Consider the following 20,820-nt stretch of genomic DNA (forward strand, 5'->3'; position numbering starts at 1 on the left):
GGAAACCAGCGCACATCCAGACAAGCTCCACAGGCTCCCCGCTTCGCGTACCACAACGCCCTTCAGGTCCCAGGGCGTATGTAGTAACCGACCGCCACGGCGTATCGCCCTACTTGGCGAAGCAGGGTGCTCTTCTGCTCAAGGCGATTGCTCGCAGGGTTGCGCCACAGATAGCTCACCTCTGCATATCCACCACCCTTCTTCAGCGCATCGAGCATCTGTATACCGATCCGCTTTTGGTCGGCGGACTGCAAAGCACGGAATTCAGTACCAACCAAGCGCAGGTTGTAACCGTGGGCGCTGAACTTCAGAGTATCCAGGTCGACGATGAAGACATACAGATCATCACGGATAAACTCCATGTCCAGGCTGTTGACCTGCTCGATCACCTTCGCGGGGTTGACTGCTATCGCGGCACTCGCGCGCTCCAACAGTTGGATAGCCTCCTGCTTGCTGGAGCGAGGCATGTAATAGCCGACCGCGAAGATCCGCTCACCAACACGCCTGAAAAACACTCGCTTGCGCTCGGTCTTGCCATCAACCCAGTTCACCCAGTGGTAATCGGCGCTATGGGTTTCACCATCCTCTGGCAACGCCAACGCCGCCTTGAAGGACTTGTTCAATTCAGCGTCAAGCACGCCACCGATATTGCGCCCCACCAAGTTCGCCGACGGCCCTCCGCTGGCCAACATCACGCCGCTAGTGTCGACGACATAAACATAGAATTCGCCATCGACGAACTCTCCCTGACGACTGAAGGCAGCAAAAGCAGCCTCCCCCTTTTCCCGGTAGTAGGCAACAGCTCGGTCCAACAGACGATTAGCCTGCATAGCCTCCGCCGCATAATTTCCTTCGTCTTGGGCCAGGGCGCTGGACAGGCAAAGCACACCGAGCAGCAGTAGCAATACATGGCGAAAAATAGACAACTTGGAGGCCTCGGTGTCAGCAATAGTCATTGGCTCGAAGCCCTCCGATTACAGGGTACGTCCAATGATTTCTTTCATGATTTCAGAGGTGCCGCCATAGATGCGTGCAACTCGTGCATCCACCCAGGCGCGACTGACCTTGTATTCGCTCATGAAGCCGTAGCCACCGTGCAGTTGAAGGAATTCGTCGAGCAACTTGCCCTGCATCTCCGAACCGAGCAACTTGGCCATGGCGGCGACATCCGCCGGTAGTTCACCACGCATAACCTTGGCTAGGCAGTCGTCGACGAAAACCCGCAACATGGTCGCCTGCGCCTTGGCCTCGGCTAGCTTGAAACGGGTGTTCTGGAAATCCAGTACCGGCTTACCAAATACCTTACGATCGCGGGTGTATTCGATGGTTTCTTCCAGTAGGGTATGGATTGACTGCGCCGCACGGATGGCGATGATCAGACGCTCCCAGGCCAACTGGTGGGTCAGATACTTGAAGCCCTGCCCCTCCTCACCCAGGCGGTTGCTAGCCGGTACCCGCACCTCGTCGAAGAACAGCTCGGCGGTATCCTGGCCCTTGAGGCCTATCTTCTCCAGCAAGCGCCCCTTGGAGAAGCCCTTGCGCTCTTCCTCGATACAGATCAGCGTCAGTTCCTTGGCCGCCGGGTCGAGCTTGGTGGCGGTGACTACCAGTCCGGCATTACCGCCATTGGTGATGAAGGTCTTCTGTCCGGAAACGATGTAGTCGCCACCGTCGCGGCGTGCCAGAGTGCGCATCGAGCGCAGGTCGCTGCCGATGCCAGGTTCGCTCATGGCTATCACGCCAATCAGCTCGCCACTGACCATCCGTGGCAGCCACTTCTGCTTCTGCTCTTCGCTGCCATAGGCGACGATGTAGGGTGCGACTATCTCCGAGTGAGTGGTGAAGCCCACGGCAGTCGCATTGGCCCTGGCCAACTCTTCGATCATCACAGCGGAGTGGCCGAAATCGCCACCGGAGCCGCCATATTCTTCCGGCACGGTGGAGCACAGCAGCCCGGTCTCGCCCGCCTTCAGCCAGATCTCCTTGGGCACGATGCCGTTCTTTTCCCACTCATGCAGGTGAGGCACGATCTCGCGATCGACGAAACGTCGCGCCTGCTCGCGGAACAAGTTGTGGTCTTCACGGAAAACACCACGCATAACTATCACTCCAGTTCAGTCGGTCTTCTCAACGGTCCAGATAATCCGGCTTGCGCTTGTCCAAGAAGGCGGAGACCGCTTCCTGATGGTCTTCCGTGTGGTGGGCCAGCGACTGGTAAGCGGCGGACAACTCCAGCAGCGAATCGAGGCGCATGTGCTGGCCCTCTCGCAGCAATCGCTTGCACAGGCGCAGGGCATGCCCCGGATTCACAGAGATGCGCTGTGCCAGCGACCGGGCCTCGGCCTGGAGCGTCTCGTGGGTGCAGACTTGCTCCACCAACCCCCACTCCAGAGCCTTGGCGGCATTGACGGTGTCACCGGTGAAAGCCATCAGACTTGCCTTGGGGATGCCGATGATGCGTGGCAGCAACCAAGCCCCCCCATCGCCCGGTACAATCCCCAGTCGGACAAAACTTTCCGCGAACAGTGCCGAAGTCGACGCCAGGCGAATATCACACATGCAAGCCAGGTCCAGTCCGGCGCCAATCGCCGGGCCGTTGATAGCGGCAATCACCGGAATATCCAGCTCGTACAACGCCAGCGGGATGCGCTGGATACCATCACGATAGGTATTACGCAGTTCGTAAGGGGACCCGGCGAATATCCCCTCGCGACTGCGCATGTCCTTGACGTTGCCGCCGGCGCAGAAGGCGCTGCCGTTGCCGGTCAGTACCATAACCCGCGCCGAGTGATCCCGACGCAGTTCGGCGCAAAGGTCGACGAACTCCTGGATTTGCTCCGGCGAGGTCAGCGCGTTGCGGGTTTCCGGGTGGTTCATGCGCACGGTGACGATGGCGCCGTCCCGCTCGATCTGCAGAAAGGGATTCATGCTGTATGTCCCCCGAGTCCAGGTAGAGATTGGGTTGCGTGCCCTGTAAGCAACGGCCAGTAGCCTTGGCCACCAGCGGCGCAGGCCAGTTGGCCGATACGCTGGCTCCACAGGCTGGCCGAACCAAACTCGCTACGCCAGGCCCACAGGCGACGCGACAGCAGGTGCAGCGAATACTCCTGGGTAAAGCCGATGGCGCCGTGCACAGAATGGGCGATACTGGCGCCGACGCTGGCTGCCTCGGCGGTACTGACCTTTGCAACAGCAATACTGAGGGCGGCCAGGTCAGTGTCCGATTCGACGAAGGCAGCCTCCGCAGCGACACCAGCGGCCGCCGCCTGCTCGGCGAATACCGCGAGCTGTTGCTGGATAGCCTGGAAGGCGCCGATCGGGCGGCCAAACTGGTTGCGCTCGCAGGCGTAGTCAGAGGTCATGTCCAGCAGCGCTCGCAAGGCCCCGGCGATCTGTGCGGAACGCAGCAACGCCCCCCCCAACAAAAGAACATCACCCGGCATCCCCGCCGGCAGGGGTGCACTGGCGAGCACCGGAGCCGAGCTGAAGCGCAGGCCATCGCGTGGCTCTCCAGCCACGTTCAGGGCCAGGATCTGTTCAGCCGCCGCGGCACGGTCCAACAGGACTACACGTGGACCATCAGCGGTATCGGCAACGGCCACCACCGCATCGACATACCGCCCCCAAGGCACGTCATGCACGGAGCCATCCACCTTGTCGCGCCGCAGGCTGAGTTGAACGCTGGCGCCAAAGCTGAGGACGCCACTATGTCCTTCAAGCCCGGCCTTGCCAAGCAACCAGTTGGCCAGCAGCGCTTCACCCAGGGGCACTGGCGCAGCAAAACGGCCGGCGGCGCGAGCCAGCACATAGAGATCAGCCCACCCCGCCTCGCCCCCACCCAGGGCTTCAGGTACGGCAGCCAGTGTGAAACCAGAGTCCTCCAGGACGCTCCAGAGTTCTGCTGGCCACGCACCACCTTCGCAGCCGAGCACGTATTCCGACGTGGCCAGATTGCCGAGCAGGCGCTCAATGGTCGATTCAAATAGTTCTCGCATGATTATCGCAACCCCAGGCCACGCGCGATGATGCCGCGCAGGATTTCGCGAGTACCACCGCGCAGAGAGAAGGAAGGTGCCATCTGCATCAGATAGGCCAGGACCCGGGCGTGTTCGCTGCCACCAACTAGGCGAGGCTCGGCCTCGACCAGCAGTTGGGCGACCTCGGGCAGTTCCTGCTCGAACAGATTGCCCAGATCCTTGACGCAGGAAGCAGCCCAGGTCGGATGCTCGCCGGCAGCCAGTTGCGCGGTGACTGCCAATGACATATTGCGCAAGGTCAGCAGCTTCGCCGTGAGGCGGCCAACCTCGCGGCACTGTAGGGCATCCGGACTGTGGCCGAGTGCATCGATCAGTGTCCTGAACAAGGCCATGCAGCTGAGGAAGCGTTCCGGACCGCTACGCTCGAAAGCCAGCTCGGCGGTGACCTGCTCCCAGCCCTTGCCTTCGGTACCGATCAGCGCATCCGCATCGAGCTGAACGTTGTCGAAGAACACCTCGTTGAAATGCTCGCCACCGGCCAGGTCTCGGATGGGACGGATGATGATCCCCGGCAGGCTGAGGTCGACGATGAACTGCGACATACCCTCATGGCGCGCCGCCTGCTTCTCGCCGGTACGCACCAGGGCGATCATGAAATGCGAGTGCTGGGCGTTTGTGGTCCACACCTTCTGTCCGTTGAGCAACCAACCACCGTCATTGCGACGAGCGGAGGTCTTGATCGAAGCTAGGTCGGAACCTGAGTTCGGCTCGCTCATACCAATGCAGAAATAGCTTTCGCCGCGGCAGATCGACGGAAGGTAACGGTCTTTCTGCGCCTCGCTGCCGAAACGGTTTATCAGCGGGCCGCTCTGCCGGTCAGCAATCCAGTGCGCCGACACCGGTGCACCGGAGGCCAGCAACTCCTCAATGATTACGTAGCGAGAGAAAGGACCGGCTTCAATGCCGCCATAGCGCTTCGGCAACGCCATGCCGACCCAGCCCCGGGCGCCGAGCTGGCGACTGAACCCCGCATCGAACCCCATCCAGGATTGCGCCCGGGCGGTCGCCGGATACTCGGCAAGATAGTCCTGGAGAAATGTCCGCACCTCGTGGCGGAGCAACTCCGCTTCGTGGGGAATCCTGCTGTAAGTGAATTGAGCGATAGACATGCGAACTCTCGAAATGGGGCACAAGGCCAATCACTGACAGGTGAGCCGAAACCCGCCAGCCCTCCCCGACATTAAGGGAGAGGGCTGGTAGGCGCCTTATCAGAGAGCAGTGCCGGCGTCTGCCTTCGCAAACATCGCATTGATGTCGCCAGAAGTGACCGGCTTGCCATCGGCACGCCCGTGGTCGGCGCCACCAAGGCCCAGCGCCGGCTCGGTTTTCACGTGCGCAGCTTGGGCGCGCAAGGCGCCGACCGTGCAGTTCTCGCGACCGAGAATCGCGAACGGGTCGTAGGAGAACTCGCGCATGGCGTTGAGGTGGGTGACCTTGTCGATGGTCTCCTTGGGCAAGTGCCTCAGGCCTTCCCAGGCCGTTTCCGGCGAGTTCGGCCAGGTGCAGTCGGAGTGCGGGTAGTCGCTTTCCCAGGTCACCATCTCTTCGTTCATGAACTTCAGGTTCTGCAGCCCGAAGTTATCCTCGATGAAGCAGGTGATGAAATGCTTCTTGAAGATGTCGCTAGGCATCTGTCCACCGAAGTTGGAATTGGTCCAAGCGTTGTGATGGCGATGGGTGAAGTCGGCGCGTTCCAGCAAGTAGGGAATCCAGCCGATGCTGCCTTCGGACAGGGCCATACGTAGGCTCGGGAATTTCTTCCACATCGGCGCCCAAATCCAGTCGGCCGCCGAGTTGGCGATGGAGATCGGCATAGAGGTGATCCAGGCGTCGATCGGAGACAGGTCGGAGGCGTGCTCGGCCTTGACGCCGGTACCGATGTGGCAGCAGATCACCACGTTGTGGTCGGCGCAGGCTTTCCATAGCGGGTCCCAGTAGTCACTGTGGATCGACGGGAAGCCGTGAATCGCCGGGTTGTCGGATAGCGAGAGGGCATGCACGCCTTGCTTGGCCAAGCGCGCAACCTCCGCGGCTGCGGCCTGCATGTCCCACCAGGGCACCAGCATCAGCGGGATGAAACGTCCCGGCGCGGCATTGCACCAATCGTGCAGGTGCCAGTCGTTGTAGGCCTGGATGGCCGCCAGGGACACGGCGCGGTCCGAGTGGTTCTGGAAGCGCTGGCCGGCGAAGCCAGGAAAGGTCGGGAAGCAGAGTGAGCCGAGTACGCCATTGGCGTTCATGTCGTCCACACGATCACTGATGTTCCAGGTGCCGCGGCGCATCTGCTCATAGCCCAGCGGCTCCATGCCGTACTCCTCCTTGGGCCGCCCGACCACCGAGTTGAGGCCCATATAACCGGTGGCCTGCTCCTCGAAGACCCACACATCGCGCTCTCCGCGCTTGACAACGTGGGGCTCGCGCCCCTTGAAGCGGGCCGGCATGTGACGTGCAAAGGCATTCGGCGGCTCGATCGCGTGGTCATCAACGCTGACGAGAATCAGATCTTCAATCTTCATTGTTGTTTTCCCCTTGGCTTACGGGTTCCTGATGTGTTTCCGATCATAGAGCACGACCGAGATAAATTAAACACTTTTTTTAAATATGTTCAACTACATATTCTATCAGGAACACATCGAGCACGCCCCGCAAAGACCAGGGCCACGTGGCTCAATCCCAGATCACATGTAGGTGATGGGGGCCACGCAGTTGCGCTCCGATAATTTGTGGGGCCGGTTTGCCGACATCGAGGCGAATATTGGGCATCAGGTCGAGGACGGCATTAAGCGCGCAGTTGATTTCTGTTTTGGCGACGAACTGACCAATGCACATATGCGGACCGAAACCGAAACCGAACGACGGCCTGGACTTGCGGTCGATGTTGAAGCTGTCGGCCTGCTCGAACGCGTCCTCGTCACGGTTGGCCGAGCTGACAATGCACGAGACCATGGCCCCCTTGGGAATGGCCACGCCACGAATCTCGACGTCCTTGGCCGCCTGGCGCACCTTGAAAGTGGCCACCGGCTCGTAGCGCACCGTTTCGTCGATGACTCTGGGCACTAGGCTGCGGTCCTCACGGATACGCGCCAGTAGCTCCGGCCGCTCCAGCAGCAGTGCCATCAAGGTGCCAAAGGTACGAGTGGTAGTCTCGCTCGCCGCCGGGAGCAGCGAACGGACAAAGGTGGTGATCTCATGATCATCAAGTGAGCGCCCCTCGTACTCGGCCCGAATCAGACGGCTGATCAGGTCATCGCCCGCAGCGCCTTCGGCACGACGTTGCGCTACTACCACCTTGACCACGTCATAGAGAGCCTGGGCGGCCTCCATCGCCGCGCCACGTGCGGCGGCAGCCCTCTCGGGATCAACCTGCGGACCAGCCAGGATAGCCAGCGCCCAGGCGGCATACTGCTCTATCTCCTCGGGACGGTCCTCGGGGAAGCCGATCAGCGAGTAGATCACGCGAATGGGGAAGTACAGGGCGAATTCCATGAGATCCGCACGCTTGCTAGCAACCATGGGCTTCAGATACTCATCGCGGATAACCCGATCGATCTTGGATTCCTTCCAGCGATTGACTGTCTCGGGCATGAACACCGGCTGCAGCAGGCTGCGGATGTTCTTGTGCGCGAGTCCATCCATGGCGGTGAGGATCAGGCCATCGAAGAACGACCCCAGCCCCTCGGCGATGAAGCCACTGGTGAAATTCGTGGCATCGCGCATCACCGCCATGACATCGTCGTACTTGAACAGCGTGAAAACCGGACGGTCAGGATCAAGTCCGGCAATCGACGGCACACCCAGGCGCGCCATGAAGTTCTCCGGGAGAACCGGGGATTTCTCGCGCATCTCACGATATACCGCGTGCAGATCGATATCGGCACCTCGGTAGTTGCTCGCGACATTGGCGAAGACTTGCTCCAAGTTGCTTTGGGCCGGGGCGGACATGGACATCTCCTTTCTTGTTGTACGTAGCCGGTATGCGTGGCCCCGTGAGGGACACGCCCTATCGGGCATATTAGGCACGCTATGCATAAATCTGAACGATTTTTTACATTTTGCCCAAAATCAAGAAAAGAAATGCCCAGCCAAGGCGTATGAACAATGCGTTCAATAAGCTTGCTGGACGTAAGTCATACGACCACCGGCTAGCATCAGGGCACAATAGAGGTTGATTTCCGTCACCTGAGCCGGACTGAAGAATTCGGCCATTCGTGCGTAGTGCTCGTCGTCGATGGCCATGTAGTCACCCGCGAACAGTTCGGCAAAACGCAGAGCAGCCCGCTCGGCAGGAGTGAAGCGCTCACTGTCGGTCGCCAAGCAGGCAATATCGTCCTCGCTGACCTCATCGGACTTGCGCGCCAACTGGCATGCCTGGCAGGTGGTGATACTGGCGATCTTCAGCCGCAACAGCTCGCGCAAGCGCTCGTCCAGCAAGCTGTCCCGATAGAAGCCGGCCATCAGCTCCAGCCAGGCCAGGGCCAGGCCAGGGCGATGCGCCCAGACCTGGATCGGCCTTGTCGAACTGAGCATGCGGGTTTCCTGCCCCCACACGATGGCCTCGCGCAGCTCGGCCGGCATATCCTCCAGCGGTACCATGGAAATTCGCGCTATGCCTGCAGCCCTCTCCATCTGTTCAACCAAGGCGCTCGATGATGGTTGCGGTCCCCATGCCTCCGGCACAGCAAATCGCCTGCAGCCCATAACGGGCACCGCGCCGCTCCAACTCGTTCAGCAGCGTGGTCATCAGCCGTGCGCCACTAGCGCCAAGCGGGTGGCCCAGGGCGATGGCACCACCGTTGACATTGAGTCGCTCGTGCGAGACACCGGTTTCATGCATCCAGGCTAGCGGTACCGAAGCGAAGGCCTCGTTGACCTCGAACAAATCGATATCACTGATGCCCAGGCCAGCTTTCTGCAGCACCTTGTAGGTGGCAGCGATCGGGCCAGTAAGCATCAGCGTCGGGTCAGCCCCCACCGTGGTGAACGCACGAATCCGAGCCCGAGGCTTCAATCCCAGACGCTGAGCAGTTTCCACCGACATCAACAGCAGTGCTGCCGCACCATCGGAAATCTGTGAAGAGTTTCCGGCGGTGATGCGGCCGCCCTCAGGGCGGAAACTGGTCTTCAAGGTCGACAACTTACCCCGGGACGTGTCACGACGAATGGTCTCGTCCGCCCGCAGCGGTGCTACAGGTTCGCTAAACCCATGCTCGCGCAAACCCTCGACCGGTACTTCGACGATTTCATTAGCGAAATACCCGGAATCAGCCGCAGCGGCCGCCCGGCTATGGCTGACGAAGGCGTAGTCGTCCAGTTCGTCACGGCTGAGCGACCACTTGTCGGCAATACGCTCGGCGGCCTCACCCTGACTGGTCAGCTCATAACGCTCGGCAGCCATCCAACCAAAAGCTTCGCCGTGGATCTCGCGGTTGCTCCCCATCGGTACACGGCTCATGTTCTCCGCCCCGCCGGCAACCACGATGTCAACGCCCCCGGCGGCAATGGCGCCAGCGGCGACATGCACCGCCACCTCTCCCGACCCGCACTTGCGGTCGATGGTCAGCCCAGGGATATCCACCGGCCAGCCGGCACCAAGTAACGCGGTTCGGGCAATGTTGGCCGACTGTTCGCCGATCTGGGTGACGCAGCCGAGTATCACGTCATCAACCTGCGCTGGCGACAGGCCTACGCGCTCCAGCAGCTTGCCAATCACCAGTGCTCCCAGGTGATCGGCACGCACACCGGCCAAACCACCGCGGAAACGGCCAATCGGCGTACGTACTGCATCGACGATCACTATGTCTTTCATAGTGCACTCGCCTTGAGGCCGGAGCCCGGCACCCGCGTGCCCTCTTCATAGCGATAGACGCCATGCCCGGTCTTGCGGCCGAAGCGCCCGGCGGCGACCATCTTGATAATCAGAGGGCACGGCCGGAACTTCTCGCCCAAGGTCTGATGCAGGTAGCGCAAGACAGACAATCGGGTATCCCAGCCGGTCAGGTCACCCAGCTCCAAAGGCCCCATGGGGTGGTTGAAACCCAGACGCAGAGCCGTGTCGATATCCTCAGCACTGGCCGTACCCTCCTGGAGCATGTACATCGCCTCGTTGCCGAGCAATGCGGACATCCGGCTGGTGGTCAGGCCAGGCGACTCGTTGACAACGATCGAGGTCTTACCCATTGCACCGCACAGCTCACGAGTACGCACCAGCGCCTCGTCACTGGTCGCCAGACCGCGAACCAGCTCCACCAGCTTCATCTTGTGCACCGGATTGAAGAAATGCATGCCGATGACCCGCTCGGGGCTGGCTAGGGCGGCGGCGATCTCGGTCACACTCAGCGCCGAGGTATTGGTGGCGATGATTGCGCCGGGGGCGAGCAGCGGCTCGGCCTGGGCAACCACCGCCCTCTTCACATCCAGTCGCTCGGAAACCGTTTCCACCAGCCAATCGGCCCCCTGCGCGGCCTCGGCCAGGTCGCCGCTGGTGGACAGGCGCGCCAAGGATGCCTGCGCCGACTCAGCAGAGACTTTGCCAAGCGATACACCATCCTCGAGGATCTTGCCGATATTGCCCCTGGCGCGGGACAACGACTCAGGGTTGGTATCCACCAGCACGGTGGGATAGCCGGAACTGGCGAACCCGTGCGCAATACCGGTCCCCATCAGACCAGCCCCCACTACCACGATCTTTTCTTGTTTATCAGTGCTCATGCTTCGCTCTCGATTCAGTCGCGGGACTTCTTGCCCACTACGTTGCACAATGTGCCTATGCCCTCGATGGTTGCCTCGACGACATCCCCGGGATTGAGGAATCGGCCAGTTCCCATGCCGACACCGGCCGGCGAACCGGTGAACAGCACGTCACCACAGGCAAAGCTGGATCGCTGCTGGACGAAACGAATCAGCTGGCCGACATCCCAGGTCATCTCCGCGGTCGAGCCGTCTTGTCGAATCTCGCCGTTGACCTTAAGGATTAGGCGCAGCTCAGGTGAGCCGACTGGAAACTCGTCCTTGGTGACGATCCAGGGCCCAAGCCCGGTGGTACAGTCCTGACTCTTGGCCGCAAACAGGTCCATGCCGATACCCGCCGGACCACTGCGCTGCAGGTCCCGTGCGCTGACGTCGTTGCCAACGGTGTAGCCCAGAACGCTGGCCAGCGGGTCATCCAGGTCTATCTCGGAATTACCGATCACCGCCACCAATTCGACCTCGTGGTCTAGCTCCTCGGTCAGGGGTGGATAGCGAATCGGGTCTTTCGCGCCGATCAGCGCACCGTAGGCTTTGAGGAAGGCCACCGGCTGTGGAGGGCTGGCGAGGCCGAAGTCATCAGCCAGGTGCTTGGCATAGTTTGCACCCGCCACCACCACCCGGTTGACCGGTTCGATCGGAGGTAGGAGGCACATCTTAGACAGCGGTAGCGACGGTCCAGAAAGGCGCAGGGCACTGATACCTGCCCCCCTGGCCAATGCGGGGGCCCACTGGGAAAATTCCCCATCGATGGCATGGACCTCGTCGCGCTCAGGGTCAACGACAGCCCAGAAGGGCCCCGTTTGGAAATAGGAACAGCGCGCCAGCTTCATCAGGCACCCACCTTGCCCAATTTGGTCGGATCCAGGTGCAGGAGATCACAGGCGTTTTTCCAGCGGATCTTCTGCAGATCCTCGTCGGATAGGCGCAGCCCTTCCGTCAGGTCATGGCGCACCGCATCACTGCCGCCGAAGTTGGAGCCGTACACCACTCGATCAGCACCAATGACGTCCAGCATGGCCTGACGCATGGGGAGCTCGTGCAACTCCACGTCGAAATAGAAGTTGGACAGATAATCCAGGAATGGCTTCTTGTTGTGATAGACGTCGAGATTGGGGTTGGTCTGCGCCATGCGCCCCAACTGATAGGGCACGAAGCCACCACCATGAGTGATGTAGACCTTCAGGTTCGGGAAGCGATCCAGCACACCGCCATTGATCAGGTACCAGAAGCACTTGGTTTCGTCATAGTTCATACCCACGATCGCGGTCGTCTCATAGCGATCGGTATTGGCGTCCTTACCCCAGGTTACGGACTGGTTGTAGCCATGCACGAAAATCGGCAGGTCGAGGTCGCACAGTGTCTCCCACACGGGATCCAGCTCGGGTGAGTCGTATTCCAGCCCGCCAAAGTTGGAACCACCGGCAACCAGGCCCTTGGCGCCCAGTACGGTGCAGGCACGACGGATTTCCTTGGCCGCCTCGTGCGGTACATTCAGTGGCGCGTGTGCCCAGAACATCAAGCGATTGGGCGCTGCAGAGCAGTAGCTCGCCAGCGCATCATTGACCCGGCGAGCAAAGGGCACGGCGAACTCGGCTTCCGTCCAGTACATGTAGCAATGGCTCGGCACCGAGAGCACCTGGGCAGCCTGACCCGCCGCATCCATCGCAGCGAGGCGATGGCTCGGGTCACGCCATTTCGCCATGTATTCCGCCACGTTCAGCGTTTCGCCACGAGCATGCGCCTCGCGCAGCGCCTTCTTACGCTCCGGAGCACCCAGGGTCAGTATCCAGTCTCCCACTCGCAGCTTGATGTCGCCATCGGGTTGCAGCTCGAAGGCCGGTCCCCAGTAGGGATGCTGGTCGTAGTAGTCGGGATGGGGCGCGTGGGCGTGAAGATCGATGAGCATAGTCTGGATACCTCAGAGTGGCATTTTTTGTGTTTATGTAGCGCAACGCTCGTGGCGTACCCGGCCTAGCCGGGTACACATCACTCAACATGCGCGTCAGGCCCGCTTTCATGGTGAAGCATAATTTTAAATTGATCATAAATCAAAAAACTGTTCAATTTATTTTTAAGATCACAAGACACAACCCCGACTCCAACCTCTCGAGACGAGCGGTAGCAGAACAGCCCCAGGAGGAATGGGTAAGGAAAAAAAAGGGGGGAGACGAGATCGGATGGGAAGGGTGCGACTGAGTGAGGGCGGGGCTAAAGCAGAGAGGACGGGAGAGAGGAAGGAGCCAGCCACCCCCTAGCAGAGGGTGGCGGCAAGGTCGATCAGCGGCGAGAGCGCGAGGTGGAGCCGACAGTCAAGGCAACGACGAGTTTCCGTACACGTACCGGCAAGAGACGACGACTAACCCCCTCGGGCACGAGCACTTCGCTCAGGACATAGCGAATGATCATTTCGCAGACCAGCTCCCGGTCGATCTTGATGCCTAGCCGGGCATCCCACTCATCGAACACGATCCCCAGCAGATCCTGAAAGCGCACGATGGAATCATGGAATATCCGTCGGAAGAAACCCAGGGCATAGTCAGGCGCCACCACGAGCAAGCGTCGGGCGCGGCTCTGCTCAAGGTAATTATCGAGGTAGGTAATCAGCGCATTCAAACGCGCGTCGGGGTCGGCAATATCCCCCAGCGCCAAGGCCAGCGACTCATGGAAGCTGTCCCGTTTGTGGCGGGAGAAGGTATCCAGCAAGTCCTCCTGGGAGGAGAAGTAGCGATAGAACGTCCCCCGGGACACCCCAGCCACCTGGCAAACATCCAGGATCGATATCCGATCTGCGCCGGAGCGCAGCACCACCTCCTCGGTGGCAGACAGGATATTCGTAACGGTCTCCTCGGAGCGCTTATTGGGCCTTACCTTGCCATTCACCGACGAGGCAACACCATTTTTCTGAACAGGCCTTTTCGTGACGGTAGCAGGCTTCTCCGCAGGACTGGCATTCTTTCTGGCGAGCTTGTCACTCGCGCCCTTGCTCGATCTGGTGGCTTTCGAAGTCATTGACAAGGATTCTCAGCGGCTAAATAAGAGCAACACTACCACAAGATATGGGCAGTATCAGCAAAACCTGTTCAAATTTTAACTGAAGACATCTGTAAAATTTGAATCTAGAATGGCATTCTCTCTTCAAAATAAAATCGCTTGCCCGCACCAGGGCAGGCCCTAAGGAGATCGAGACATGAGCGGCACTGGCCATCCGGACACCTGGTCCATGGGGGAACGAGACACTGTTATCGCAGCGCTTGAACGAGCGGTAGCAAAGCATCCAGACCGAGTCCTATTGGATTTCAGCGGAAAGTTATACACATATTCTGAAGTCGACTCGATTTCCACCCGCATGGCCCATGCGCTCTCGAACCTCGGCGTGCTACCAGGCGAGACCGTGCTGACAATGCTGGACAACAACATCGACGCTGTCGTGTGCTGGCTGGCGATCAACAAGCTGCGTGCAGTTAGCGTTCCGATCAACACCGCGCTCAAAGGCGAGTTCCTCCGTCACCAGATCGCTGACACCGGAACCCATCTGGTCATCTGCGAAGCGGACTACCTGACACGCATCACTCCGCTGGCCGAGCAGCTCACTAACGTCACCCGGATTCTCTGTCGCGGTGACTTCATTGCTCCCAAGAACTGCCGCATTCCTATCGCCGCCTTGGACGAACACCGTGGCAACGACGACACCCCTCTGAGCGTCAAACCGGAAGCTTCCGACCTGGCTTGTCTGATCTATACCTCTGGCACCACCGGCCCCTCAAAGGGCTGCATGATCAGTTACAACTTCATGTGCAATCTGGCGCGCCTACAGCTGCGAGCCGGTCCGGCCAACGAAAACGACGTAACCATCACGCCCCTGCCGCTGTTCCACATGAACGCCCTGTGCGTCAGCATCATCGCCAGCATCCTCGTTGGTGCACGGGCAGCGATCCTACCGCGCTTCTCGGTCTCCAACTTTTGGCAGGAAGTCGAGCGTTCCGGCGCTACTATTGCCTCCATCCTCGGCGGAATGGGTGGCCTGCTAGCTCAGGCCCCTGACAACGAGGCGATGAAACGCTGCTATGGTCAGATCCATACTGCTCGCGGCAACCCCTATACCGAGGAAACCAAGAAAATCTGGCGCGAACGCTTCGGCAGCAAACTGGTCGGCGGAAATGGCTATGGCCTCACCGAGGCTTGCGTAGTCACTTCTCTGGCCGCCGGCGAATACGCAGCGCCCGGCTCGTCCGGCAAACGCATCCCAGACTTCGACGTGCGGATCGTCGATGACAACGACCAAGAACTGCCCGCCAACACTCCCGGCGAAATCGTCGTCCGCCCATTACGTCCGGACATCATGTTCCAGGGCTACTGGAATCGCCCCGCAGATACCCTGAAGCTGATGCGCAACATGTGGTTCCACACCGGCGACGTCGGCAAGTTCGACGACGAAGGCTTCTTCTATTTCGTCGATCGCAAGAAGGATTACCTGCGCCGCCGTGGCGAAAATATCTCCAGCTTCGAGATGGAAGCCGCCTTCGCTGTGCACCCGGCCCTGGCCGAGGTTGCCGTGCATGCCGTGCCGTCCGACAAGGGCGAGGACGACGTCAAGGTGACCGCAGTGCTACATGAAGGGGCCTGCCTGACTCCGGAAGAGCTGTTCCACTGGGCTGTCGAGTCAGTCCCTTATTACGCCCTGCCCCGCTACATCGAGTTCCGCACCAACCTGCCGAAGAACCCCCAGGGCCGCGTGCTGAAGTATGAGCTGCGCGACGAAGGCAAGACAGCCGACACCTGGGACCTGGAAGACACTGATATCAAGATCGCCAAGCGCTGACCCGCCATGAAGCCCCGGCCTCACTTTCTGACTGGCCGGGGCTCGCTATCCTTCCTCGCGATGGAACTAGTGTGCACCTCACCCTGATCTTGCGACCTCGCCCCGTGTTACAGAAGAAAGCGCGGTGGCAATAGCCGCGCTCGATGCCTCCCGTCAGTATTCGCGCACAGGTACGGTGGCCGGTCGGGAATTGTAGCCAGGGAGGTGCAGCCCGCCATCGACATGGAGAGTCTCGCCGGTGACGAAGCGCGACATCTCAGAAGCCAGAAATACCACTACTGGCCCAATATCTTCCTCCGGCTCCCCGCAACGCCCCAACGGGCGTAGAGCGGCGGAACGCTCGGCAAACCCCGGGCTCTCCGCCGCCAGCTTATGGAAGGTTGCCCCCATGGCGGTAGGCGCAATGGCGTTCACGCGGATGTTGAAACGCCCCCACTCCGAGGCCGCACTGCGGGTCAAACCGACGACACCAGCCTTCGCTGCGTTGTAGTCGCCATGCAGCCAAGCACCGACCTCGGTGTCGATGGAGTAGAAGTTGATGATCTTGCCGCCGCCGCGCACGCGCATGTGCGGCAGTGCAGCCTTCATCGACCACCAAGCGGCCCACAAGGTGGAGTCGAGGGTCCGAGCCAGCATCTCGTCGGTCTTCTCCTCCAGTAGCACATTGGGCGTGGGGGCGAACGCATTGTTGACCAGAATATCCAGCCCTCCGAAACGCTCCACTGCCACCTGGATAGCCGCCTCAATATCCACCTTGCTGGTCACGTCGGTTCTGATGAAAACCGCGCGCGCGCCAAGCGCCAGCAACTCGCCCTCCACAGCCTTGCCAGAGGCCTCGTCCAGCTCGGCTATCACTACCGCGGCGCCGGCCTTGGCAAAGCTCAACGCCACGCCGCGACCAATACCGCCACCAGCGCCAGTTACCAGCGCTATCTGCTCTTGCAATAGCTTCATAACGAATTCCTTCTTGTTTTTAGATGAACACTTTTGCGTATACTGTTCAAATATACTTCAATCCGCAAGATCAGGCACCTGCGGAAACCAGCGCAAGGAAAAAACGATGACCAGCATGTTCCGCCGCCGAGTGGAAATCGTCTCTACGCCACAGGATGCCATGCGAGAGATACGGGCTACTCTTGAGGACGATTTCCATCACTTCCGCGTCTGGCTACACCATAGTGACGGCATCGTACGGGAGATTGGCGGGGAGGCCTTGCGCTACCCCTACTCCGCCTGCCCACAAGCAACCGATCAGTTGGAGCAACTGATCGGCATGCCACTCAGCCATATCGCCCATACAGTGACCCGGCAGACCGATGCCCAGCATCAATGCACACACCTGCTAGACCTTGCCGGCCTGGCCATCGCCAATGCGGCCCGCGGAACGCTCCGCCGATGCTACGATGTCCAAGTACCGGACCGCGTCAACGAACGCACGACACCGGTACTGCTTCGTGATGGGAGGCTCCTGCTGAGCTGGGAGGTACGAGGCTCGATCATCGAAGGGCCAGCGCCCTACTGCGGGGTAAATCTGCGCGAAGGAATGGCTCGCTGGGCCCTTAGCCATCTTCCCGAAGAAGATGCGGAAGCTGCGCTATTGCTACGCAGGTGCACCCAGATTTCACTGGGCCGCCAGCATCCACTGGACTCCCAGGTCCATGCATCCAGCACCAGTCTCTGCTATAGCCAGCAACCGGCACGGGCTGCGCAAGCCCTACGGATCAAGGGTTCAACTTGGGATTTCAGCGACACGGCAGCACATCTATGCTCGGGCGACCAAGACTGGCTGGCCGGAGAATAACCAGCCAGCCACTGATGCCAACTCACCAGCCCCCTTCCCCTTAGGGGAAGGGGGTGAGCCAAACCGGATGAAACAAAACTCCGACACAACATGACGCTGGCTTCGGCAGATAACGTGCGCTCCGAAAACGTCAGCACGCCCACCAAGAGAGGGCCAACATGAAAAAAACCTGTACCGGTATAACTCGCCCCGGCACCGAGGCCCACAACGGAATTAGGCCTCCCTTCAAAGAAGGGAGCGCCATGGTAGGGTCGTCAGAGGAACACGGCGAGGTTCGGCGTGCCCAACACGGCCTGATCAAGAATGACCTCGCGGCACGCCAGCTTGAAGCCCTCATCAGTCAAACGCAACACATCCCGGCGCTCACCACTTATGATGTCGACATGGTGGTCCTTGAAGCGATTGCGGGTCAACAGCAAGTAACTGGTCACCACGAACTCGTTGGACTTTTCGGTCTCCTCGACGAAGACGTTGGTCACCAGGCGCCGGGTGCGCGAGGGCGGATCCTCCGCCCACGCGCTCTTGCCGGACAGCCGCAGAATTCGCCCCATGATCGAACGGTAGTCGTCATGGTAATGCTGCACGGTACGCACGATGGTGGTGGACAATTCCGACTGCAGGCGGGTGTGGCGAAGCGGTACGGTATAGACGAGGTCTGGAGCCAAGCGTGCACCCCATTCCTGCAGACGGATCTGATCCAACAGGGTCGCCTCCTCATAGAGGAAGGTCACCACCTGGTTGTAGATATCCGAACCTACCGGGACGCGCTTGATACCGACGGGCGACCCCGGCTGGATCTGATCGACGCCGCGCTCTTGTACTTGGGCCATGTGTAACTCCTGAAATGTGTGGTTTTGCCTGGAACGACGCGACGATCAGCTCTCCGCCGTCATCAGTTCATGCCAGTACAACCACCAATGCCACTGGGTGTCGTCCTTGGTGAAGCCCTCGTTGACGATGCCCGGCCCTGGCCAGCCCGCAGGCGCGCCGGTCTCATAGCAGGCTTGGTACTTGAGGGTCATCTGGCGGCCCATCGCCCCCTTGGCAGCCAGGGTCATGTGCGGCCAGGTATCGGAGTCATCCTGCTCGACCATCCCGGAGGTACCGAATAGCTGGATAGTCTGCCTGAGCATCTTCTCGCGCAGTTCTGCTGGTGCGTCCTTCTCGGCGAAGATCCAGTTGACGAACTCGAGCTTGTCGGGCCCCTGAGGCACGTATGCGTGCATGGTCATGGAGCCAACCACCGATCCATCCGGCTGCGGGATATAGACGAACCCGAACAGTATGTTCGGGAACATCCCACCAACCTGCGGTGGCATGCTAGTCAGTACCTCAAGCTGCTCCTCACTGAGATTGCGCGCCAACTGCTCAACCATTTCACGCGTCATCCCGGCCGGCGGCAAGGCGTTCAGCTTCTCCTGCACCGACAGTTCCGCAGGGTCGAGACCGGTAAGGCGTTTGATTTTGCGGGCTAGGTCAATGCAGCGAAGAGCATGGCCGTGCGGCGAACTGACCTCCACACCGATCATCTCCGGACTGAGGTCGGCGCCTTCACCTTCACCGTCGCCTTTCTTCGCATAGTTACCGACCTCGCCCAGCCAGCGGTGCAGTGTCAAGGTATGGAAGCCATCGGCGGCGGACTGCTCACCAGCAGTCTTCCAGTTGGCATTGACAATGAAACGCTGCGGCGGACCGAGCACTTCCATGCCCTTGTCAGAACGGCAGAACAGCATGTCATAGTACCACTTGGCATCGCCGAGGAACTCATCGAAGGAGGGACCATCGACGTTCCAGGTGGCGAAGATCAACCCGCCATAGAGCGTGACCCGAGCCTTCTTCAGGCCAAGCGCCTCCTTGGGTAACATCTTGCCATGCATACATTCGCGCTCCACCGGCGAGCCGATGAAGTCACCGTTGGGACGGAACGCCCAGCCGTGGTAGATGCACTTGTGGATTTGCGTATTGCCGCAGTCGGCGGTGCTGATGCGCATGCCGCGGTGGGGGCAGACGTTGAGGTTTACATAAACCTCGCCATCCTTTCCACGGGCGACGATCACTGAGTCGGAGCCCATGTCGCGCACAACGAAGTCGCCGGAGTTGGGAATCTCGGACTCATGGCCGAGGAACACCCAGATCTTGCCGAAGATCTTCTCCATCTCCAGCTCGTAGATCTCGCGGTCCGACAGCACGCGCATCTGTACTTCGCGGGTATCGGGGAAGATAAGGTCGGAAACCTTGGTTCCGTCGGACAATACAGGGCTTGTTCTTGTTAGCATGATTGCCTCCTGATCAGGGCACTACGGCGAATGAAAGCCTCGGCAGAATATAAGACACTTTTAACCAAAATGTACACATAAAGCGCAAAGCAACGCTCTGGGATATCACGTGCCAACAGAACTGCGGCTTGAGACATATCAGCCCCCCCCTTGCTCCGCGCGCCCCACCCGGGTGCGCAGCACACCAATACCCTCCACCGCCAGTTCGACCAAATCGCCAGACTTCAGATAGCGCAACTGCTCCAGGCCACAGCCGTTGCCGACCGTGCCGGAGCCGAGGAACTCCCCGGGATAGAGCGTTTCCGAACGCGACACATGGGCGATGACGTCCTCGAAGGACCAGCGCATCTCACGAGTGTTGCCACGCCCCCACTCCTCGCCGTTCACCTTCGCGACCATCTCCAGATCGTAGGGGTCGCCCAACTCATCAGCCGTCACCAGGCATGGCCCCATGATGTTCGCCGTGTCGAAGTCCTTGCTCTTGGCAGGGCCGAGCATGCCGGGCATCTCCGCAGCCTGGGCGTCGCGGGCGCTCATGTCGTTGAAGATGGTGTAACCGACGATGTGCGAGCGGGCCGCATCGCGACTGATGTCCTTACCACGCTTGCCGATGTAGCAACCGAACTCCAGCTCGAAGTCCAGCGCCTTGCTGAAGCTCGGCCACTGGAATTCGTCGTCAATACCGATGACCGCGAAGCGGTTGCATTTGTAGTAGATGGGTTGGCGGTTGAAGGTTTCGATGACGCGCTCGTCGGCACGCGTATTCATCGCCTTGAGCGTAGCCTCCGGGTCTGGCGTTCGCAGTGCACGGGCCCGGCGTGCTGCGGCAAAGCTCTGCCGCAGGTGTAGCTCGAAACAGGAGCAATCGCGCATCTGCGGCGGTGGCTGAATCGGTGCGTGCAGCTTCACCGCCGCCCGGGCACGCACGGCTATTGCAGGAACCTGCTCCACCATCGAACGGGCAAGAGCCAAGCCCTCCTCCCCGGCCTCGACCAGCGCCAGCACGCTGACCAACTCGGGACGCTCGCTTCCGTATCGGGCCTGGCAGGCGGCCTGTAGGTCCAGGACGATCTGGTCGTTCTCCAGCAAGGCCCCGGCACGCGCAAACCCGTTGCCGTCGGTAAAGGTTACCAATCTCAT

19 protein-coding genes are annotated in these 20,820 nt (G+C 60.2%); 2 read left to right on the forward strand and 17 right to left on the reverse strand.

All coding sequences use genetic code 11. The features are described from left to right. Window positions 1-62: 62 nt before the first annotated feature. The 13 genes from PcP3B5_RS20490 to PcP3B5_RS20550 all read right to left on the reverse strand — a co-directional run bounded on the left by PcP3B5_RS20490 (window position 63) and on the right by PcP3B5_RS20550 (window position 13,793). Window positions 63-956, reverse strand: coding sequence for a cache domain-containing protein (locus tag PcP3B5_RS20490; protein ID WP_082816376.1), 894 nt, complete (start codon window positions 954-956; stop codon window positions 63-65). An 18-nt stretch (window positions 957-974) separates the two neighbouring features. After that, on the reverse strand, window positions 975-2,099 hold the full coding sequence (locus PcP3B5_RS20495) for an acyl-CoA dehydrogenase family protein (protein ID WP_058490376.1): 1,125 nt from the start codon (window positions 2,097-2,099) through the stop codon (window positions 975-977). A 28-nt stretch (window positions 2,100-2,127) separates the two neighbouring features. Continuing rightward, entirely contained in the window at window positions 2,128-2,928 is an 801-nt protein-coding gene (locus PcP3B5_RS20500) for a crotonase/enoyl-CoA hydratase family protein (RefSeq protein ID WP_058490377.1), read from the reverse strand. Continuing rightward, a complete protein-coding gene (locus PcP3B5_RS20505) occupies window positions 2,925-3,995 on the reverse strand; it encodes an acyl-CoA dehydrogenase family protein (protein WP_058490378.1) in 1,071 nt (356 codons plus the stop codon). Before PcP3B5_RS20505 ends, PcP3B5_RS20500 begins: the two co-directional genes overlap by 4 nt. A 2-nt stretch (window positions 3,996-3,997) precedes the next feature. Then, window positions 3,998-5,146: an acyl-CoA dehydrogenase family protein gene (locus PcP3B5_RS20510; protein ID WP_058490379.1), complete on the reverse strand. Its 1,149-nt coding sequence runs from the start codon at window positions 5,144-5,146 to the stop codon at window positions 3,998-4,000. Between the two features lie 99 nt (window positions 5,147-5,245). Continuing rightward, window positions 5,246-6,553, reverse strand: a complete 1,308-nt coding sequence (locus PcP3B5_RS20515) for an amidohydrolase family protein (protein ID WP_058490380.1) — start codon at window positions 6,551-6,553, stop codon at window positions 5,246-5,248. A 151-nt stretch (window positions 6,554-6,704) separates the two neighbouring features. Further along, window positions 6,705-7,979, reverse strand: a complete 1,275-nt coding sequence (locus PcP3B5_RS20520; RefSeq protein WP_058490381.1) for a cytochrome P450 — start codon at window positions 7,977-7,979, stop codon at window positions 6,705-6,707. Between the two features lie 162 nt (window positions 7,980-8,141). Further along, window positions 8,142-8,612, reverse strand: a complete 471-nt coding sequence (locus tag PcP3B5_RS20525; protein ID WP_225617172.1) for a carboxymuconolactone decarboxylase family protein — start codon at window positions 8,610-8,612, stop codon at window positions 8,142-8,144. Window positions 8,613-8,667: 55 nt separating this feature from the next. Next, window positions 8,668-9,843: a thiolase family protein gene (locus PcP3B5_RS20530; RefSeq protein ID WP_058490383.1), complete on the reverse strand. Its 1,176-nt coding sequence runs from the start codon at window positions 9,841-9,843 to the stop codon at window positions 8,668-8,670. After that, a complete protein-coding gene (locus PcP3B5_RS20535) occupies window positions 9,840-10,745 on the reverse strand; it encodes a 3-hydroxyacyl-CoA dehydrogenase (RefSeq protein WP_058490384.1) in 906 nt (301 codons plus the stop codon). Before PcP3B5_RS20535 ends, PcP3B5_RS20530 begins: the two co-directional genes overlap by 4 nt. A 14-nt stretch (window positions 10,746-10,759) precedes the next feature. Continuing rightward, window positions 10,760-11,614 carry a fumarylacetoacetate hydrolase family protein gene (locus PcP3B5_RS20540; RefSeq protein ID WP_058490385.1) on the reverse strand — a complete coding sequence of 285 codons (855 nt, stop codon included), beginning with the start codon at window positions 11,612-11,614 and terminating at the stop codon, window positions 10,760-10,762. Next, window positions 11,614-12,690 carry an amidohydrolase family protein gene (locus PcP3B5_RS20545; RefSeq protein ID WP_058490386.1) on the reverse strand — a complete coding sequence of 359 codons (1,077 nt, stop codon included), beginning with the start codon at window positions 12,688-12,690 and terminating at the stop codon, window positions 11,614-11,616. The genes PcP3B5_RS20540 and PcP3B5_RS20545 overlap by 1 nt, the downstream gene beginning before the upstream one ends. Window positions 12,691-13,061: 371 nt before the next feature. After that, the gene (locus PcP3B5_RS20550; RefSeq protein WP_058490387.1) at window positions 13,062-13,793 is read right to left on the reverse strand and encodes a TetR/AcrR family transcriptional regulator; all 732 of its coding nucleotides are present in this window, start codon (window positions 13,791-13,793) and stop codon (window positions 13,062-13,064) included. Between the two features lie 178 nt (window positions 13,794-13,971). Here PcP3B5_RS20550 and PcP3B5_RS20555 point away from each other — a divergent pair, with 178 nt between their 5' ends. Then, on the forward strand, window positions 13,972-15,603 hold the full coding sequence (locus PcP3B5_RS20555; RefSeq protein WP_058490392.1) for an ATP-dependent acyl-CoA ligase: 1,632 nt from the start codon (window positions 13,972-13,974) through the stop codon (window positions 15,601-15,603). 153 nt (window positions 15,604-15,756) lie between these two features. Here the strand turns inward: PcP3B5_RS20555 and PcP3B5_RS20560 are convergent, their stop codons facing one another. Then, complete coding sequence (locus PcP3B5_RS20560; RefSeq protein ID WP_058490394.1) at window positions 15,757-16,557, reverse strand: SDR family NAD(P)-dependent oxidoreductase; 801 nt, start codon at window positions 16,555-16,557, stop codon at window positions 15,757-15,759. Window positions 16,558-16,663: 106 nt separating this feature from the next. Here PcP3B5_RS20560 and PcP3B5_RS20565 point away from each other — a divergent pair, with 106 nt between their 5' ends. Next, window positions 16,664-17,404, forward strand: a complete 741-nt coding sequence (locus PcP3B5_RS20565) for a DUF2889 domain-containing protein (protein WP_058490395.1) — start codon at window positions 16,664-16,666, stop codon at window positions 17,402-17,404. Window positions 17,405-17,658: 254 nt separating this feature from the next. Here PcP3B5_RS20565 and PcP3B5_RS20570 read toward each other — a convergent pair whose 3' ends face one another. The 3 genes from PcP3B5_RS20570 to PcP3B5_RS20580 form a co-directional block, all read right to left on the reverse strand. Beyond that, entirely contained in the window at window positions 17,659-18,234 is a 576-nt protein-coding gene (locus PcP3B5_RS20570) for an aromatic-ring-hydroxylating dioxygenase subunit beta (RefSeq protein WP_058490396.1), read from the reverse strand. A gap of 45 nt (window positions 18,235-18,279) precedes the next feature. After that, window positions 18,280-19,680, reverse strand: coding sequence for an aromatic ring-hydroxylating dioxygenase subunit alpha (locus tag PcP3B5_RS20575; RefSeq protein WP_058490397.1), 1,401 nt, complete (start codon window positions 19,678-19,680; stop codon window positions 18,280-18,282). Between the two features lie 138 nt (window positions 19,681-19,818). Beyond that, window positions 19,819-20,820, reverse strand: a complete 1,002-nt coding sequence (locus tag PcP3B5_RS20580) for a fumarylacetoacetate hydrolase family protein (RefSeq protein WP_061562287.1) — start codon at window positions 20,818-20,820, stop codon at window positions 19,819-19,821.

It is taken from the genome of Pseudomonas citronellolis (assembly GCF_001586155.1).
GTDB classification, from domain to species: Bacteria; Pseudomonadota; Gammaproteobacteria; order Pseudomonadales; family Pseudomonadaceae; genus Pseudomonas; species Pseudomonas citronellolis.

What these genes read in the sequence shown, in the direction of transcription:
- PcP3B5_RS20490 (WP_082816376.1), bottom strand. Translation starts at nt 956, where the DNA reads ATGACTATTGCTGACACCGAGGCCTCCAAGTTGTCTATTTTTCGCCAT.
- PcP3B5_RS20495 (WP_058490376.1), bottom strand. Translation starts at nt 2,099, where the DNA reads ATGCGTGGTGTTTTCCGTGAAGACCACAACTTGTTCCGCGAGCAGGCG.
- PcP3B5_RS20500 (WP_058490377.1), bottom strand. Translation starts at nt 2,928, where the DNA reads ATGAATCCCTTTCTGCAGATCGAGCGGGACGGCGCCATCGTCACCGTG.
- PcP3B5_RS20505 (WP_058490378.1), bottom strand. Translation starts at nt 3,995, where the DNA reads ATGCGAGAACTATTTGAATCGACCATTGAGCGCCTGCTCGGCAATCTG.
- PcP3B5_RS20510 (WP_058490379.1), bottom strand. Translation starts at nt 5,146, where the DNA reads ATGTCTATCGCTCAATTCACTTACAGCAGGATTCCCCACGAAGCGGAG.
- PcP3B5_RS20515 (WP_058490380.1), bottom strand. Translation starts at nt 6,553, where the DNA reads ATGAAGATTGAAGATCTGATTCTCGTCAGCGTTGATGACCACGCGATC.
- PcP3B5_RS20520 (WP_058490381.1), bottom strand. Translation starts at nt 7,979, where the DNA reads ATGTCCGCCCCGGCCCAAAGCAACTTGGAGCAAGTCTTCGCCAATGTC.
- PcP3B5_RS20525 (WP_225617172.1), bottom strand. Translation starts at nt 8,612, where the DNA reads ATGCCGGCCGAGCTGCGCGAGGCCATCGTGTGGGGGCAGGAAACCCGC.
- PcP3B5_RS20530 (WP_058490383.1), bottom strand. Translation starts at nt 9,843, where the DNA reads ATGAAAGACATAGTGATCGTCGATGCAGTACGTACGCCGATTGGCCGT.
- PcP3B5_RS20535 (WP_058490384.1), bottom strand. Translation starts at nt 10,745, where the DNA reads ATGAGCACTGATAAACAAGAAAAGATCGTGGTAGTGGGGGCTGGTCTG.
- PcP3B5_RS20540 (WP_058490385.1), bottom strand. Translation starts at nt 11,614, where the DNA reads ATGAAGCTGGCGCGCTGTTCCTATTTCCAAACGGGGCCCTTCTGGGCT.
- PcP3B5_RS20545 (WP_058490386.1), bottom strand. Translation starts at nt 12,690, where the DNA reads ATGCTCATCGATCTTCACGCCCACGCGCCCCATCCCGACTACTACGAC.
- PcP3B5_RS20550 (WP_058490387.1), bottom strand. Translation starts at nt 13,793, where the DNA reads ATGACTTCGAAAGCCACCAGATCGAGCAAGGGCGCGAGTGACAAGCTC.
- PcP3B5_RS20555 (WP_058490392.1), top strand. Translation starts at nt 13,972, where the DNA reads ATGAGCGGCACTGGCCATCCGGACACCTGGTCCATGGGGGAACGAGAC.
- PcP3B5_RS20560 (WP_058490394.1), bottom strand. Translation starts at nt 16,557, where the DNA reads ATGAAGCTATTGCAAGAGCAGATAGCGCTGGTAACTGGCGCTGGTGGC.
- PcP3B5_RS20565 (WP_058490395.1), top strand. Translation starts at nt 16,664, where the DNA reads ATGACCAGCATGTTCCGCCGCCGAGTGGAAATCGTCTCTACGCCACAG.
- PcP3B5_RS20570 (WP_058490396.1), bottom strand. Translation starts at nt 18,234, where the DNA reads ATGGCCCAAGTACAAGAGCGCGGCGTCGATCAGATCCAGCCGGGGTCG.
- PcP3B5_RS20575 (WP_058490397.1), bottom strand. Translation starts at nt 19,680, where the DNA reads ATGCTAACAAGAACAAGCCCTGTATTGTCCGACGGAACCAAGGTTTCC.
- PcP3B5_RS20580 (WP_061562287.1), bottom strand. Translation starts at nt 20,820, where the DNA reads ATGAGATTGGTAACCTTTACCGACGGCAACGGGTTTGCGCGTGCCGGG.